General features: G+C 46.3%; 8 protein-coding genes and 1 pseudogene. 5 read left to right on the top strand and 4 right to left on the bottom strand.

Features of this window, described 5'->3' with window-relative positions:
• Window position 1: 1 nt before the first annotated feature.
• Complete coding sequence (locus L362_RS24245; RefSeq protein WP_023345352.1) at window positions 2–772, bottom strand: hypothetical protein; 771 nt, start codon at window positions 770–772, stop codon at window positions 2–4.
• Between the two features lie 104 nt (window positions 773–876).
• Complete coding sequence (locus tag L362_RS02110) at window positions 877–1410, bottom strand: hypothetical protein (protein ID WP_023345351.1); 534 nt, start codon at window positions 1408–1410, stop codon at window positions 877–879.
• A gap of 344 nt (window positions 1411–1754) precedes the next feature.
• Here L362_RS02110 and L362_RS02115 point away from each other — a divergent pair, with 344 nt between their 5' ends.
• From L362_RS02115 to L362_RS02130, 5 genes are all read left to right on the top strand, one after another.
• A complete protein-coding gene (locus L362_RS02115; protein WP_023345350.1) occupies window positions 1755–5168 on the top strand; it encodes a DEAD/DEAH box helicase family protein in 3414 nt (1137 codons plus the stop codon).
• A 60-nt stretch (window positions 5169–5228) separates the two neighbouring features.
• On the top strand, window positions 5229–6863 hold the full coding sequence (locus L362_RS02120) for a type I restriction-modification system subunit M (RefSeq protein WP_023345349.1): 1635 nt from the start codon (window positions 5229–5231) through the stop codon (window positions 6861–6863).
• A complete protein-coding gene (locus L362_RS23510; RefSeq protein ID WP_023345348.1) occupies window positions 6860–7987 on the top strand; it encodes a restriction endonuclease subunit S in 1128 nt (375 codons plus the stop codon). The genes L362_RS02120 and L362_RS23510 overlap by 4 nt, the downstream gene beginning before the upstream one ends.
• A 6-nt stretch (window positions 7988–7993) precedes the next feature.
• Entirely contained in the window at window positions 7994–11275 is a 3282-nt protein-coding gene (locus L362_RS02125) for a DEAD/DEAH box helicase (RefSeq protein WP_023345347.1), read from the top strand.
• 152 nt (window positions 11276–11427) lie between these two features.
• Window positions 11428–12714: a hypothetical protein gene (locus tag L362_RS02130; RefSeq protein WP_230469175.1), complete on the top strand. Its 1287-nt coding sequence runs from the start codon at window positions 11428–11430 to the stop codon at window positions 12712–12714.
• Between the two features lie 344 nt (window positions 12715–13058).
• On the opposite strand, the pseudogene L362_RS0123275 reads toward L362_RS02130, so the two are convergent.
• Together L362_RS0123275 and L362_RS02135 are read right to left on the bottom strand one after the other, a co-directional pair.
• Window positions 13059–14323, bottom strand: a pseudogene (locus L362_RS0123275) (tyrosine-type recombinase/integrase).
• Between the two features lie 551 nt (window positions 14324–14874).
• Window positions 14875–17208 carry a primase-like DNA-binding domain-containing protein gene (locus L362_RS02135; RefSeq protein WP_023345343.1) on the bottom strand — a complete coding sequence of 778 codons (2334 nt, stop codon included), beginning with the start codon at window positions 17206–17208 and terminating at the stop codon, window positions 14875–14877.
• Window positions 17209–17215: the final 7 nt, after the last annotated feature.

Raw genomic sequence — 17215 nt, 5'->3', positions numbered from 1 at the left:
TTTACCGTAATTCACTGATGCTAAAGGCATTCAAATTTCTAAGTACATCCCTCGTACACCACGAAAGGTCCTCTTTTCCCAAGATGTTATTTACTACATCCTCTTTGAATGGGATCTCCAGCAGAAATGAAGCTGGTCTCTCAGGATTTGGAGCAATAAGTTCACCGTTACTTACCCAATGTGCCTCCAGCCGAACATTTAGGTTTTGCCACGCAACACCCCGGCGAGCTCTTTCTTTCTTAAGTACATAAAAAAATGCAGACTTACCATTAGGTGTTGGATGATTGTCCATTAGCATTAAAAGAAGGGGAATGCCCCATGCAGGGAGATAGCTATAGCGCCAGATTCCAAAGCTGTCAGCTATCCTGATCAATCGAATAAACGAATTTTGGTCAAGCTTTCCATTCCCTCCCCGTAATGAGCGGCATACAATCCATGCTTGGCATAGACTGGTGAAGTTCATAAACTGAGCTCGACGTGTTCTGGCTAACTCTGATGTTGCAGTTCTGTCATTTCCGGCTAACCCGCTGAAACGGCGAGTTTCAGCACTTAGTGGGCAAAGTTCTCCATTCTTTGGAGGCGCTGAATGCGAGAACCTGGGGCGATACTCAGAATTTGGGGTTACCAGTCCACTATCATGCACTTGTCTTTCACAAGCAAGGCAACGTAATTGAGGATAACTATCCCGAGAGATCCCCTTCACTATTTTCGCAAAATCATTGATGTTGGTTTCAACCCAAACATTCTTATCCAGAATTTCTGCTTTATCCATAAGTTACACTTCCCAATAATGTTGCTCCTGAACGACTGAAGAGGTTTACTTATTTGACCACCTGTATAGAAATTTAAAATCTAATCACCGACCTTAGGATGCCACTATAGCGATGCCTCGATAGTACTACGATAAATCGTGTCGATCTGACGCGGAGCACGACGAATGTATTGTTCCGCCCTCTCTCTCTGTTCCCCGGAAAGTTTTTCTAAATATTCAACAATCTGTTCGGCTGTGGGAATAATTTCTTCACCGTTGAACTTTGGCGGCAGGCCGGTCCATATCACATGGTCCACACCATTAGTGCAAGCCCATTCAGACAATCCCGGAATCAGCTTTGGAGAAGGATGACCAGCAGACCATCTGCACACATGCTTTTCAATATTTTTTAGCGGGATTCCTTCACGGCATCGAAGAGCCTCAATACTAGAGGCGAGATCTACCGATTCCATTACAGCCCATAGGGCAGGCACTAGCCGTTTAGTTTCGACTAGCACAAGCGTAATCCGTCCATCTTGTGACTGTCTGGCGAATTCTACAGATATTAGTGGGCCATCCTCAGACCATCCCTCCGGAATAGGTAAATCTTTTGGCTCCCAAATTAGGGAACCCCAGCCAAGACAAGCGATACGAGTCATTGTGTCTCCATTAGCATGGTCAGTCTAAAGGTAGAATTCAAATATATTACCGTGCCCATTGGCACAACATTTAATAGACTTACTGAATCATCCGCGAAGCGTTTTAGCCAGTGAGTTGCATCCATCGGCTGAACTCATGGCGCAACTGTCTTAAGCACTATTTTGAATCCATAGTATAAAAAAAACACGCTATCGACTGTAATTAATAGATGCTTAATCTACTTAAAATTGTTACGAAAGCTTATTCATAGCCACCGTATGCCATCCGGCTCACTTCGTCAGCCAAAATAATGTGATATTCTTTCCAGAAATCCTGTTGTATCCACAACATAAGGCGATGATTGATGGAGCAGTCTCTCAATTTTGAAATGTTGCGTAGCCAGTGGCCGGAACTGGCGGAACTCGCGTGTATGGCGGAACGCTATGTTCACTCCGATCCTGAAAGCTGTCTGGTTAAGCTGCGTAACTACACCGAATTGATGGTGCGTTGGTTATATCGTCAGGAACGGCTGCCTGAAGGCATCAAAGCAAATCTGTATGATTTAATGAACGCCGATGTCTTTACCAGCATGATGCCGGAAGCCATCATCATGAAAATGGATGCGCTACGTATACACGGCAACCGCGCCGCACACGGTGGACGTATCAAAGCCAAAGATACCTACTGGCTGCTTAAGGAAGCGTATTTATTAGGTGTCTGGCTATATGTTCGTTACGCCCACGGTAATGTTGATAACTGCCCCAAATTTTCTCTCCCTCCGTTAACGCAATCTTCAGGTCGTGCAGATGAAAAACGTCTGGAAGATGCAATCAGGGCTCAGGATGAAAGCCGTGAGCGCGAATTGGCATTACAACGCGCATTACAACAGGAGCAGGAAAAGGCCGAACACCTCACTCAGCGCTTGAATGAAGCCAGGGCGCGTAACCAACATGTTGCTGATATTCTCTCTATTGATGAAGCGGAAACCCGCCGCCGTCTGATTGATTCTCGTCTGCTTGCTGCTGACTGGAATGTAGGTGAAGAACTTAAGAATACCGATCAGGTTACGCAGGAGCACCCAGTTAAAGAACAGCCTACTGCAACCGGCGACGGTTACGCGGATTATGTCTTGTGGGATGAGGCGCATAAACCGCTGGCGGTGCTGGAAGCAAAAAAAACCAGCGTCAATGCCGAACAAGGACGAATTCAGGCCCGACTGTATGCAGACTGGCTGGAAAAAGAATATGGTCAGCGTCCGGTCATTTTCTACACCAACGGCTACGATATCTGGCTGTGGGACGACCATAAAACTCATGGCTATCCGCCGCGTCGAGTATTTGGTTTCTACAGCAAGGAAAGCCTGCAATATCTTATTCAGCAGCGTGAAACCCGTCTGCCAATGAACAGTGTGCCGCATGTAAAAGACAACGAAGGTAAGGCCGTTGCCGGACGTTTGTATCAGCTTGAAACCATTGCCCGCGTCAGCGAACGGTTTACTAACAAGTACCGACAATCGTTAATTGTTCAGGCTACAGGTACAGGCAAAACCCGCGTGGCAATTGCACTAAGCAAACTGATGATTGATGCTCGCTGGGTAAAACGCGTCCTGTTTCTTTGCGACCGTAAAGAGCTGCGTAAACAGGCGGCGAATGCCTTCAATCAGTTCACCAATGAACCACTGTATGTGGTCGGGAAATCGAAGAAAACAGACAGGCAGAATGCCAGGATCTACATCGCCACCTATCCCGGCATGATGAAAATCATGGACCATTTTGATGTTGGTTATTTCGATCTGATTATCGCCGATGAATCCCACCGCTCTATCTACAACGTCTACGGCGATCTGTTTAAGTATTTTGATGCCCTCCAGATTGGCCTGACGGCCACGCCGATCGACATGGTGAGTAAAACCACTTTCGGCCTGTTTGGTTGTGAAGGACGTATCCCTACCGCCAACTACAGCCTGGAAGATGCCATCGCCGATAACAACTTAGTTCCCTATGAGGTTGTCACGCACACCACAGAATTCCTGCGCGAAGGCATCAAACGGGAGAAATTAAGCGACGAACAAATCCGCGAGCTGGAAGAACAGGGTATCGATCCAAATACGCTGGAATTTGATGGCAAGGCGCTGGATGAGGCGATCTACAACAAAGACACCAACCGCTATATCCTGCGTAGCCTGATGGAAAATGGCTTGAAAGATCGGGACGGCCAGTTGCCAGGTAAAACCATCATTTTTGCCCGTAACCACAAACACGCGATGCTGTTGAATGCATTGTTCGACGACATGTACCCGCAGTTTGCCGGACGCTTCTGCCAAGTCATCGACAACTACGATCCCCGCGCCGAACAACTGATTGACGATTTTAAAGGGTTGGATGAAAGCACCAACAAAGAGCTGACCATCGCTATCTCTGTTGACATGCTCGATACCGGTATTGATGTCCCGGAAATTGTGAATCTGGTCTTTGCCAAGCCGGTCAAATCGAAAGTGAAGTTCTGGCAGATGATTGGCCGTGGTACGCGTCTTTGCTCAGGGCTGTACGGCAACGATGAAAACGGCAAGCCGCTGGATAAACAGAAATTTCGCATCTTCGATCACTGGGGCAACTTCGAGTATCACGAGCTGCATACCGAAGAGGCCGAAGTCACAGCTACTAAATCGCTGGCGCAAAAACGCTTCGAAGCGTGGGTTATGCTGGGGGCTGCTGCGCAGCGTAAGTTCGATAAACAGGCGGTGGATTTAGTCGCTCACCAGCTCCGCGAGCAGATCAACGCGCTGGATGAAAAGTCGATTGCTGTACAGGAAAAGTGGCAGCAAAAAGCGCAGTACAGCGATGAAAAAGTGCTGCGTCAGCTTTCCCCTAAAACACAGCAGGATCTGCTATCTGTCCTGGCCCCGCTGATGCAGTGGCTGGACGTGCGTGGGCAAAGCGATGCCATGCGCTTTGATATGGATATTCTGGCGGCGCAAACTGCCCGTTATACCAACCCGGAAGAGCTGGATGTGCTCTGGCCGGTCATCGTCGAGAAAGTGGAACGTCTGCCGCCGCATCTGAGTCAGGTGCAACAGCAGGGACAGCGGATTAATCAGCTTCGTGATTTAGGCTGGTGGAAGCAGGCCAGTCTGGAAGAACTGGAAGATATCCGCATTCATCTGCGCGGCATTATGCACCTGATGGAGAAAGATGCGACGCCGAAATTTGGTTCGATACAGGTGGATATTACCGAAGATGCAAAACTGATCCAGACTGAAACCCGTAAAACCAATATCCGCTCGATTGATTTCAAACTGTATCGTCAGCAGGTTCAGGGGGCACTGGAGCCGCTGTTCCAGCAAAACCCGGTGCTGAAGAAAATCCGCAACGGCGAGCCGGTCACGCAAGCCGAGCTGGATGAACTGGCGAAGCTGGTGCTGATCCAGAATCCGAACGTTGATATCCGGGCACTGAAAGAGTTCTATCCGCAGGCAACAGCTAGCCTGGATAAACTTTTGCGTACCATCATCGGGATGGACAGCGACGCAGTGGAAGTGCGCTTTGCCCAGTTCGCCGCTGACAACAGCCTGACCAGCCAGCAACTGCGCTTCCTGTCATTGCTGAAAAACCACATCCGCGATTACGGCACCATTGAAATGCGGCAGCTCTTTGAACAGCCGTTTACCCATATCCACAACGAAGGTGTTACCGGCGTTTTCCCAGACATAGAGCAGATCACCCGGTTGCAAAAGATAGTCGAAGAGCTGGGTGTTGTGACCGACGCAGCGACGGTATAATACGCACATGACAAGCCCCGGCAGCGGGGCTTTTGTATTTATAAAAGGGTATACGTAACAATGATCACCGGTGACTTAAAAAGTAAAATCGACGGCTTGTGGGAAGATTTCTGGGTGGGTGGCATCACTAACCCTCTTACCGTAATCGAACAAATCACTTACCTGATGTACTCCCGGATGTTGGATACCCAGGAACAACGGGACGAGAAGCGTAAACAAATCGCGGGTATTAATTTTAAACCACGTTTTACGCCAGAACAGCAGGAGTTCCGTTTCAGTCACTATAGCAATCTTGGCTCGGATGAGATGATGGAAGTGGTACGTGATGGCGTATTCCAGCATTTCCGTCAGCTTGGGCAAGCTGAAGATACGAAAGTGACGCTGCTGGGCAACTTTATGAAAGATGCTCGCCTGGAGATTGTTAAACCGTCACTGCTGACCAAAGCCGTGGAGGTGATTAAAAACCTGCCACTGGATCGTGGCGACACCAAAGGCGATCTCTACGAATACCTGTTAAGCAAGCTGACCACCGCCGGAATCAACGGTCAGTTCCGCACGCCACGCCACATTATCCGCACAATGGTTGAAATGATGGAGCCAAACCCGGCACGTGGTGAAACGATCTGCGATCCGGCCTGTGGTACGGGCGGTTTTCTGGCAACCAGTTATGAGTACCTGCTTGAGAAATACAGTTCACTGGAGTCCATTCATACCGAGATTGGCACCAACGAACGCGGCGAATTAGAAGAGCAAAAAATCTTTACCGGCGATCTGCTGACACCGTGGCGTGACCATGTGGATAACAATATGTTCCACGGCTACGACTTCGATACCACCATGCTGCGTATCGCCGCCATGAACCTGATTATGCACGGCGTGGAAGAACCGGATATCCACTATCAGGACACCATGAGCCAGAGCTTCAGCACCAATTTCCCACAGGCCAGTAAAAACGCTTTCAACCTGATTCTTGCGAACCCGCCGTTTACCGGTTCACTGGATGAGGAAGATATCGACGCTACGCTTTCGGCAATGGTGAAAACCAAAAAAACCGAACTGCTGTTCCTGGCGCGGATTCTGCAAATGTTAAAAGTGGGCGGGCGCAGTGCCACTATCGTGCCGCAGGGCGTATTGTTTGGTTCCAGCAAGGCGCACCAGTCGCTGCGTAAAACGCTGGTGGAAGACAATCAGTTAGAAGCGGTGATCAACCTACCTTCCGGCGTATTTAAACCTTACGCGGGTGTAGCGACGGCAATCCTGATCTTCACCAAAGGCGGCCAGACGAATGAGGTCTGGTTCTACGATCTGCACAATGACGGCTACAGCCTGGATGACAAGCGCAACCCGATAAAAGCCAACGACTTGCCACATTTGCTGGCAAGCTGGAAGCATTACCGTACTTTGCGCGGGCTACCGGTTGATAACTTTATGGGTGAGAAATCAGCCTCGTTACTAAAACAACAGCATCCAGAAGGGATTGATGCTGGTGTTGACTTTAAAGATCGCACGCAGGCAGCATTTGTAGTGCCAAAAGAAGATATTGCTGCGCAGAAATACGACCTCTCTATTAATCGTTATAAAGAAGTGGTGTATCAGGCTGAGGAGTATGAAGATCCAAAGGTGATACTGAAGCGGCTGAAGGACTTGGAGAAAGAAATTCTGGCGGATTTAGATGAGCTGGAGGGGATGCTATGAGTTGGCCGATGGTGAAACTTCATGATATTTGTAGACCAAAACAGTGGAAAACTATAGCTGCCAGTAGTTTACTTGAATCTGGTTACCCAGTTTATGGTGCAAATGGGAAAATAGGGTTTTATTCTAAATTCACGCATGAATTCCCAACGTTGATGATTACTTGCCGTGGAGCTACTTGCGGTAATGTGCACATTTCTGAGCCCATGGCATATATTAATGGGAATGCCATGGCATTGGACGATATAGACCGAAGTAAGGTTGACATCAAGTATTTGTACTATTTTTTTCTAAAACGGGGATTTGACGATGTGATTTCTGGCTCAGCACAACCACAAATTACTGGCCAGGGTTTAACTAAGGTAGAGATTCCTCTCCCTCCGTTATTAGAACAAAAACGAATTGCAGCTATTCTTGATAAAGCCAATGATATACGCCAAAAACGTGAGCAGGCCATGAAACTGGCTAACGATTTTTTGCGTACTACGTTTTTGAATATGTTTGGCGATCCTGTTGAAAATCCAAAAAATCTAAAAAAAGCTCCCATTACTGAATTGGCAGAGGTCATTACCGGATTTGCATTCAAAAGTAATGAGTACATTAGTGATGCACCAGAATCAGTACGGCTTTGCAGAGGGGCAAATACACTTACGGGGTATTTAGATTGGGCTGATACAAAATTCTGGCCAAAAAACAAACTAGAAAAACTAGATAATTATTTAATTAAGGCGGGTGATATTATCCTTGCTATGGACCGTCCGTGGATATCAAGCGGGTTAAAAGTATGCATATTCCCTGAAAATCAGCGAGAAACGTACTTAGTTCAGCGTGTAGCTAGGTTACGACCTCGTTGCGAATCTTACACAAACTATATTTACAGTTGTATTAAATCGCCAGCTTTCGAAAAGCATTGCTGCCCGACAGAAACAACGGTGCCACATATATCTCCTGTTGAACTTAAAAATTTTGAAGTTCTAATTCCGCCCGACGAACTTATGGTTAATTTTCATTCGATTGTATCAATAATCAATAATAGCTTAAATAAAATGGCGTCAGGCGATATTGATAGCGACGCCCTCTTCTCTAAGTTAAGTCAGCAGGCTTTTTCAGGACATCTTAAGAGGTAAGTACATATGGACTTATTTGACCTGTTAACAATTAGATTTACCTTGCCCGCGAAAGCTGCCCCTTTAAGAAAAGTGGGTGGGAATTATGTTCATAAATTACTTTGCCGATCAACAACAGTATCGGCTCAAGTCAGAAATGCACGTTTCCAAGGATATTTTGAACTTGTTACGGGTCTAAAGCCCCCTCTAGACTATATCTATCTGAAAGATCCAAATTCCAGGGGGAAATGCGCAGATGGTGTAGCTTCCCTTAAAGCGAAGGAACCATTTACATTCGAAAAATGGCGAGAAGATACTGAGTTAAGCTGGGAGCAATTTCCAGAGCAGGTATTTAGCACTTCGCCTAATGAGATTAATGAACAATGGTATCATCAATTTCAGTTTAGAGAGGACGACCCAGAGCACCGTTCTCCAGGTCTCAGAAAACCCCAACTGGGTGCACTTCATGCAATTGCAGGCTATTTCGCTACTGATTTGCAGGTAGAACCTGCTACCGTCGTACTGCCCACTGGAACGGGAAAAACGGAAACAATGCTGGCTACCATGATATACCAGCGATGCGAGCGAATTTTGCTCATAGTTCCATCTGACTCTCTCCGAACACAAATATCAAAAAAATTCATTGAGTTGGGATATTTGCCAGAGCTAACAGTCGTTCCGCCTAACATTGCCCTCCCTAATGTCGCTATTATTAAGAAGGGAATTCAGGTAGCGGAAGAAGCTAAGCAATTAGTTTGTGAATCAAACGTCTTGGTTGCTACGACCAACGTTTTGTCTGCCTGCTCCGAAGCAGCATTAAATGCACTTTGCGAATCGTGTAGCCATCTTTTTGTTGATGAGGCCCATCATATCTCAGCCTCATCATGGCAGACAATTCGCGAACGATTCATAGACAAACGTGTAGTGCAGTTTACAGCTACTCCCTTTAGGAATGATAAAAAGTCCCTTGGTGGAAAAATTATCTATAACTATACGATGGGGGAAGCCCAACGAGCAGGCTATTTTACAAATGTAAATTTGCTGCCTGTAGAGGAGTATTACTCTGACCTTATGGATCATGCAATCGCGGATACAGCTGTAGGTCAACTGCGTATAGACTTAAATAATGACCTTGACCATTTGCTCATGGCGCGTACTAGCAATAAGCAGCGAGCAGAAGAAATACTTACTATTTATCAGAAAATTGCACCAAACTTTAATCCAATTGTTGTTCATTCTGATTATCCTAAAACGGAAATAAAAAAACGTCTTAATAAATTATTATCAAGACATTCAAGAATCGTTATTTGCGTAGACATGTTGGGAGAAGGATATGATCTACCCAACCTGAAAATTGCCGCTTTGCATGATCATCATAAGTCTCTTGCCGTAACTTTGCAGTTCATTGGCCGCTTTACTCGTGTCAATAAAGCACAGAAAATTGGTCAAGCCAGTGTAGTCATGAATATTGCAGACCCGAATGTTGAAGGTGAATTACAGCATCTATATTCAACAGATGCCGATTGGGATAATGTATTAAGGCGACTCTCTGAAGGGCGAATTGCTAGAGAGATTAGGTTACAAGAGGTCGTGGATGCCTTAAAAAGGAAAGGTGATTTACACGATCAGATTTCTCTATGGAATCTTGAGCCAAGTTGTTCAGTCATGTTATTTCAAACATACTGTGACAATTGGGAGCCTGAAAGATACAAGGAAAAACTGCCCAGATTCGATGAATCCTGGCATGCAATAGCAGAAGATGAGAATTTGCTTGTTGTGCTAGCTGTCCAGGCAACTTCAGTCCGGTGGGGAAGCTACAAAGATCTTAAAGATACCAATTATAAAATTCTAATTGCTCATTGGGATCAAGACAGATCCGCCTTGTTTGTATTCTCAAATGACTATAAAGCATTTCGAGTTGAGAATCTAGTCAGTACTATTTGTGATGATAAATTTGAAGTTGTCAGTGGTGAAAAAGTCTTTAATGTATTTAATGGTATTGAATATCCTTTGGCAAGAAATTTAGGCGCATCTCAAATTGGGGCAATCAGCTTTACTCAATATTTTGGCCCAAATGTCACTGAGGGGCTATCACTAATTGAAGCGTCTCAATCAAGCTTAAGCAATATTGCTGCATTAGGTTATGAATCCGGAAACCGTGTAATCTGGGGATGCTCGCAACGCAGAGGTAAAGTCTGGTCACCACAAAAAGGTGGCAGCATTGCTGATTGGTGCAACTGGGTTAAGAAAGCCTGGGACAAGATCTTTAGTTCTGAACCGGATCCAAACAATCTTACGCGTAACTTTTTGCGTCCTGTCCCATTACTTGAGCCCTATAATGAATATCCAATATCAGCTCAATGGGGTGAGTATTTGCTTACTGCGTTTGAAGATAAAGTTATTTTTCATTTTGATACTATATCTGCTCATTTATATTTAGTAGAGGTTAGGACTGCTGGAAAGTTTGAAGATGGTAATGTGCGACTCATTTTTTCTACAGATGAAACGTCATCTGAATATAAATTATGTCTCACGGGAAGTGCTACAACAAAAGGTTATTCCTATCAATTGATATCTGGCCCTGAAGTTTTTATACAGCGTGGTGAATCTGAACCGGTATCACTATCAGAGTATATGGAAATTGATCCAGTAATGATTCATTACTCCGATGGCTCATTTTCATACAACGCTCATATAGTTCATGTAAGCCAAAATATTGGCCTTTATGACAAAGACGAAATTGTAGCTTTTGATTGGAACGGAACTGATGTTCGAGTGGAATCAATGGGCTATACTCGTGATCCATTATCCATCCAATGGCGTTGGTACAGTGAAATTAAAGATAATTACGATGTCATTATTAATGATGATGGTAAAGGTGAGTCAGCAGATTTAGTGGGGTTGAGAATAGTTGATGACTGTATTGTTCTCTCTTTAATCCATTGCAAGTATTCAGGCTCAGAAGAAGCTGGAGCAAGACTTAAAGATCTTTACGAAGTATGTGGGCAGGCACAGAGATGCATTCGTTGGAAACATCTGAATCTTTCCTATTTATACCATCACGTTAAGCGTCGCGAGGAACAGTGGCGATCGCGTGGTCATTCTCGCTTTCTGAAAGGCACTATAAAAGACCTTGCTGCTATGAAAGAGCGTTCCAGAATCACACCTATTAAATTCCAAGTTGTTATTGTTCAACCAGGAATTAGAGTAAGAAAAATTAATGAAGAAGGCCTTAAGCTACTTGGCAGCACAGCGCTGTTTATCAAAAAAACAACGATGGCAGATTTAGTTGTTATTGGTTCTAAATAGGGCTGAAAATTGACAATGTTCGACTTTAGCCATATTAAAGAACGAATCGAATATGCTATAAAAACGATAGAAAAAGGAAGAAAAGAGAGTAAATTATGATCCTATTCTTTTATCCCTACATAATGCTTTGCTACAGCGCTGGATACGCCTTATTGCAAACACTGGATGGGATGGGAGTGATTAGTACCAACTTTGTAGAAACGAACGCACAAGGTGCTCTTTTGAGCAGTTACTGGTCTCCCAATAAAGTTGCAGTTGTCTTAGGAGGCGGTTTTCTTGAGCTCTTTATTTTATTATTACCCTTCGTTTTCTTGAGCTCATGGATACTTGCCAGAAAAAAGGGGCTCATCATTTCCTTTGTGCTTCTTATAACCCCAGGACTACTATCACTCTGTCACCTTCTTCCTGCTATTCAGTGGTTGCCATTGACCTATGCAATAGGGGGGACAGGTGTAACGGGTAACGCAGCAGGACTCGCAAGTCTGAGTTTCATAGGACTATTGTGCGGATGGATATTGGCAATAATCATTAGTGATGTTTTTGCTACAGGAGAGAAATTCAGACAGTGGACAGATATTTTCCTCATCTTAACAGCGGTTGGTAACGGTATTTTCTGGGTATCAGACAGAGAGGTAGCTCTCGGTAAAACAGCATATGAGGAAACAGTTACAGATATTAATAATGCAGCCAAATATCTTCTTGTTCAGGTAAAAGACTACAGCCGCATGTGTGACAATAGCGGGCTTTCCGAAATGTCATCTTGTCAGTGGGCATCGTACATTCAAGAAACGCTAGAAAATATTGCCAGTACGAAATCATCTGTTATTGAATATGTAATACCTAAAAATCTTGACACCTTTTACAGAATTCCTGAGTACTATGGCAATCAAGTATCTCCGGATAAAATCAGACGGGAATTTCAAAACTACAATAAAAAACTATGTCCAAATAAGGCTCTTTCAAAAGCAATAACACAATTGCCACCACCTTCCCGATGGTGCCAAACTCCCCCTCCAGCGTACTGTAATGCCATTCAAGAGGGGAAATTTAAAACGGGCATGTCAGATCGTTTCGCTGTCGCCAATGAATGTGTAATTACATCATTATTAATGTACCGCCAAGGTTTATTGAAAAAACAAGCTCGACTATCCTTAAGTAAAAATGCCCCTCATTATAGATGGATGTGGTTTATTGCTATGTCTGTTTTTATTGGTGGAAAAATTGCTAATATAATGACAAAAATAGGCAATGTAGAGAATCGTGTCACATCTGAAAAGCATAGAATTAAGTTTATTATTTTAACAGTATTTAGATTTATAAAGAGTATCTTAATAAAATGCGTAACACTTTCTCGAAATATATTTTTTTCAACAGTCAACATATTTAAAAAATTGAGAGCAGAACGAAAAAAAACTAACCAAAACAGTAAAAACATTTAATCTCAAGGTCAATTTCAGAGTAACCAGAATAAAGAGTGAGGGGTACTTTTCAGGTACCCCTAAAGATAAGTTGATAGTACGTTTTAGCTTCCTGAAGAGGCTCGCACTATTGACAACCGAGTTTAATACTTAATCGTTATATAAGAGCATTGATGGTTAATTGAGTACAAAATTCAGAAACCTAACTAACCATCTACTTTGTGAAAGATCTCGAGGATCGTTCTTACCGATGATACAAGTGAATGCGGTGCTCTTACTAGTAATACAAATTTGAAGAAGTCACCTACTAGCCTTAACTATAAGACTGGACGAATGCATCAAATTAAACAAATATGTAAAACAACTCACACGCCGTTCCCCCGGTTGATCTTCGCATAGTCAAACGGCGTAATCCCCTTCTCCCGGTTTGCATCCAAAAAATCTGCCCACCACTGCAACATCAACTTGCGTTCATCCAGATGCTCCGCTTTATGGATATACGCCGCCCTAACCGAATTGCGTTCCATATGGCTCATCTGCCGTTCTACCGCATCCTTCGACCATAGCCCTGACTCAATTAATGAACTACAGGCCATTGTGCGGAAACCATGGCCGCACACCTCAACTTTAGTGTCATAGCCCATCACCCGTAGCGCACTGTTCACGGTGTTTTCACTCATCGGTTTACGCGGATCATGATCGCCAATAAAAATGAGTTCATGTTCGCCGCAGAACTGTTTTATCTGCTTCAGGATCGCCAGCGCCTGCTTTGAAAGCGGCACCAGATGCGGTGTACGCATCTTTGAACCTCGCTGAGAATGTTTCAAATCAGGAAAGGGCTCTCGCTCAGGTGGGATGGTCCACATTGACGTTTCAAAATCGATTTCTGACCAACGAGCAAAACGCAGCTCACTGGACCGAATAAAGATAAGCAGAGTGAGTTCTGTCGCCCAGCGGGTTAGCGGCCTGCCAGTATAGCTATCTATTTTCTCAAGCAACTCAGGGATGCGCTTTAATTCCAACGCCGGACGATGTTGTCGATTACCGGAAGCAACCGCCCCAGCCATCTCTTGTGCCGGGTTATAATCAATTAACCCACTTTGTACTGCATAACGCATGATGGCCGTAGTGCGCTGTAGAAGACGAGCCGCAACCTCAAGACGTCCAGCCATCTATACGGCTTTAATAGGCGCTAATAAATTGCGCGTTTTTAACTCAGTGATATTACGTTCACCAAGCGCTGCAAAGAGATTATCTTCCAGACTTTTTAGCACACGATGGGCGTGATCTTCAGACCACTTTTTATTGGTACCATGCCACTCAAGCGCCAACTCTTTGAAGGTATGTACTTTACTCTGCTCGACCTTATCACTTTTCTTTTTATTTCCCAGATGACGCTATTTGTCAGCAGTTTACGAGCTTCTTCACGACGGGTTCTTGCTTCCGCCAGTGTGATTTCAGAATAAACCCCAAGTGCTAGCATCTTTTACTTGCCGTCAAAACGGTACTGCAAACGCTAATATTTAGAACCATCAGGATGGACAAGCCGGTGCATACCGCTGCCATCGGTCAGTTTGTATTGCTTATCCGTCGGCTTGGCTGTTCTGACCTTGATATCTGTTAACGCCATGCTTATCCCCTCCCTGTTGGTACAAGCATTATCGAACCGGAAATACCATCATCTATACCAACATGTGTTAGTAGATGTACGTTGATGTCGGTTGAGGTTGAGAGAGTTAATATAGCTGGAAAGGTAGATAAATACTGGATTTTAGAGATAAAAAAGACCTCAGTTGAGGTCCATTTACATGCTTTTGGTGCGAAGGCCGGACTCAAATCATGACATAACACTATAAAATATAAAGACAAAATAAAAATACAACTTCAAAGTGCCCCCTTTTGTGCCCCCTCCATTTATTATGATAATTTTTAGCTCAACTAATTGGTTTATATGGGAAAAGATTAAAAAATTCATCTTCGGTTTGGATCCGTGTAACGGATCCAAACCAGAACAGAAAAAAACTTTTTTTCAGAAAAACTGTTCACACTGTTCACTAAACATTTTTATTCATAAAATTCATATTGTTATGAGGTGAACGGTTGGTGAACAGTGAACACTTTACTGTTCACTATTGCCGTTTTGCAGGTAAAAAAAGACCGGCGATTGCCGGTCAGGTCAGGTTATTTCGCTATGGGGTCATCACATTTCGGCAGCCAGTCGGCATTGCTTTCCTCTTTTAACGCGAGGTTGGTTTGTATGCCCTGATTTTTACGGCGCTTCTCATAACTCAGCCCGTATTCTTTCAGCATCGCTGACAGCCCCTTGCCGAACATGGTGAGGCTGAGTGTATTTTTGTAGCCGTGGGCTTCCATATACGCCAGATAGGCATGGTACAAATACAGGCGCGGCTGACGCGGTATGATGTTTGCATTGCCAATATACATCCCCTCAGGCTCCGGCAGCGCTTCAAGGTAACCACAAAAATCAAATGTCGGGTCGGCGTCGCGCTTGATGCTGAGTGCTTCATCAGAGTTCTGCTGTGACTGGAGCAGGGAGCGCGCAGTCATCGGGTCGCTGAACTTCTGCATAAGCTGTCGAACAATCACGGCCAGCTCGCGGGCGATTTTGTTCCTGAGCTGCGGGTCGCGTTCCTCCGGGGCAATCTGTTCCGGGAAATGCAGGATCACCCGGCGACGGGAAACACCGCCGCTGCGGTCGGTAAAGCGCATCGGGTTATTGTTCACGGCCAGAATCACCGCCGGAATATGGGTGGAGTACGCATCCTTGTATTTCGGGTCGACCGATACCGCATCACCGCCGGTGATGGCCTTGAGCCCTGCCCCATCACCGCTCCATTTCTCCTGGTCAGGCAGGCGTATTAGTGAGAAGCCAATCAGCGCCGCGCGCTCACGTGGTGATTCCAGCGTTTCGATGGTGGCCGACGTGGCGTTATCTTCCCCGGCAAGCATGGTCGCAATTTCGGCCAGAATACTTTTCCCGCTGCCACCCGGCCCGGTCACTTCGAGAAAGAGCTGCCAGTCATAGCGGTTCGCCAGCACCATAAACAGCGCGGCCAGAATCACGTCACGCTTTTCCGGCCTGCCACCGGCGGCGCGGTCGAGCCAGCGCCAGAAATCCGGGGCGTGAGTTTCCAGCGTTTCACCCTCCACCGGCGGGGTAAAATCGACATCACAGAGTGTGCGCAGCCAGTGCGATTTATGGTGCGGGCTGAATGTGCCGGTGGCGGTATCGAGTACGCCGTTGCGAAAGCCAATCAGACGCCGTGCCGGGGCGTCCTGCTGCGGAATAATCAGTTTCAGGGTCTCCACCACTGAAGCAATTTTCCCCGACGAGAACGGCGCGCGCAGACGCTGAAACAACCCGGCCACGTCGCGGGCAAAATCCGACGGCGGAATGATTTTCCATATACCGGCCTCATAGCGGGACAGGAGCTGGCCGTTCGCATCCACCGCCAGCGCTTCGCCGTAATGCTCATGCACCCGCATCGCCTTGTCGCTGGCGCTCATGGCGGTAAATTCCGCCTCGCTCATGGTATCAAACGGGCTTTGCGCCGGTGGCCGGATGGCGTCATAAATCGCTTTCCGTGTCGCCTCTTCGCCTTTCTGCATTAACGCATCATTCCAGTCACCAAACACCGGCGGCAGGGCAACAATGCCCTCACAGGCGTCTGCCGCAGCAGCAGCTTTGCTCTGGCCGTCGCCGTTAAGGTCACGGTCGGCGGCGAGCACAATCTGACAGGCCGGGTGTTTTTGTCGGGCAAGGCTCGCCAGAGAAAGAAGGTTCACGGAGGAGAGTGCCACCATGACGGTTTCGCCGGTCAGGTGATGCACGGTGAGTGCGGTTGCATAGCCCTCCGCAATCCACAGGCGTTTTCCGGCCTGTTTCTGCCCCTCAATGATATGGCATGTACCTTTCACCGCTCCGCCTTTCAGGGTGCGTTTGAGACCGTCAGCATTAATAATCTGAAGGTTAACCAGCGCCCCGGCATCGTCATGCAGCGGCACCACCACATCACCGGCGCGGAACGTCACGCCGCCGGTTTTATGCTGGGCGGTGAGCGTCAGACATTCCAGAGCGGGGAAGCCCTTTCGGGTAAGGTAGGCGTTGCCGGTGGCCGGTCGGGTTTTCTCCATCAGTTTCGCGGCCAGCCCGGCCGCCGCTTTGCGGTCGGCATCGGTTTCTGTCTCTGCGGCAGCAATCACCTCCGGGGCAACCGGCGGCAGGTTGCCGGTGACAGCATTCACCTTTTGGGCGGCCTCTGAGGCCGATACGTCGAATACCTTCTCAACCAGCTTAAGTCCGTCACCCGCGCCGCACTGGTTACAGAACCACGTGCCGCGCCCCTCTTTATCGTCAAAGCGGAAACGGTCGGAGCCGCCGCACACCGGACAGGACTGATGCCGGTTTTTAATCACCTTCACACCCAGCGCCGGGAGAATGCGCGGCCAGTGGCCGCACGCCTGTTTTACCGTTTCTGATACGTTCATTTTCATTGTTATT

It is taken from the genome of Enterobacter sp. MGH 16, from assembly GCF_000493175.1.
Taxonomy (GTDB): domain Bacteria; phylum Pseudomonadota; class Gammaproteobacteria; order Enterobacterales; family Enterobacteriaceae; genus Enterobacter; species Enterobacter roggenkampii.
Note: the sequence above shows the minus strand (reverse complement) of the source record. Positions and strands in the feature narration are given on the sequence as shown.

What these genes read in the sequence shown, in the direction of transcription:
- L362_RS24245 (WP_023345352.1), bottom strand. Translation starts at nt 772, where the DNA reads ATGGATAAAGCAGAAATTCTGGATAAGAATGTTTGGGTTGAAACCAAC.
- L362_RS02110 (WP_023345351.1), bottom strand. Translation starts at nt 1,410, where the DNA reads ATGACTCGTATCGCTTGTCTTGGCTGGGGTTCCCTAATTTGGGAGCCA.
- L362_RS02115 (WP_023345350.1), top strand. Translation starts at nt 1,755, where the DNA reads ATGGAGCAGTCTCTCAATTTTGAAATGTTGCGTAGCCAGTGGCCGGAA.
- L362_RS02120 (WP_023345349.1), top strand. Translation starts at nt 5,229, where the DNA reads ATGATCACCGGTGACTTAAAAAGTAAAATCGACGGCTTGTGGGAAGAT.
- L362_RS23510 (WP_023345348.1), top strand. Translation starts at nt 6,860, where the DNA reads ATGAGTTGGCCGATGGTGAAACTTCATGATATTTGTAGACCAAAACAG.
- L362_RS02125 (WP_023345347.1), top strand. Translation starts at nt 7,994, where the DNA reads ATGGACTTATTTGACCTGTTAACAATTAGATTTACCTTGCCCGCGAAA.
- L362_RS02135 (WP_023345343.1), bottom strand. Translation starts at nt 17,208, where the DNA reads ATGAAAATGAACGTATCAGAAACGGTAAAACAGGCGTGCGGCCACTGG.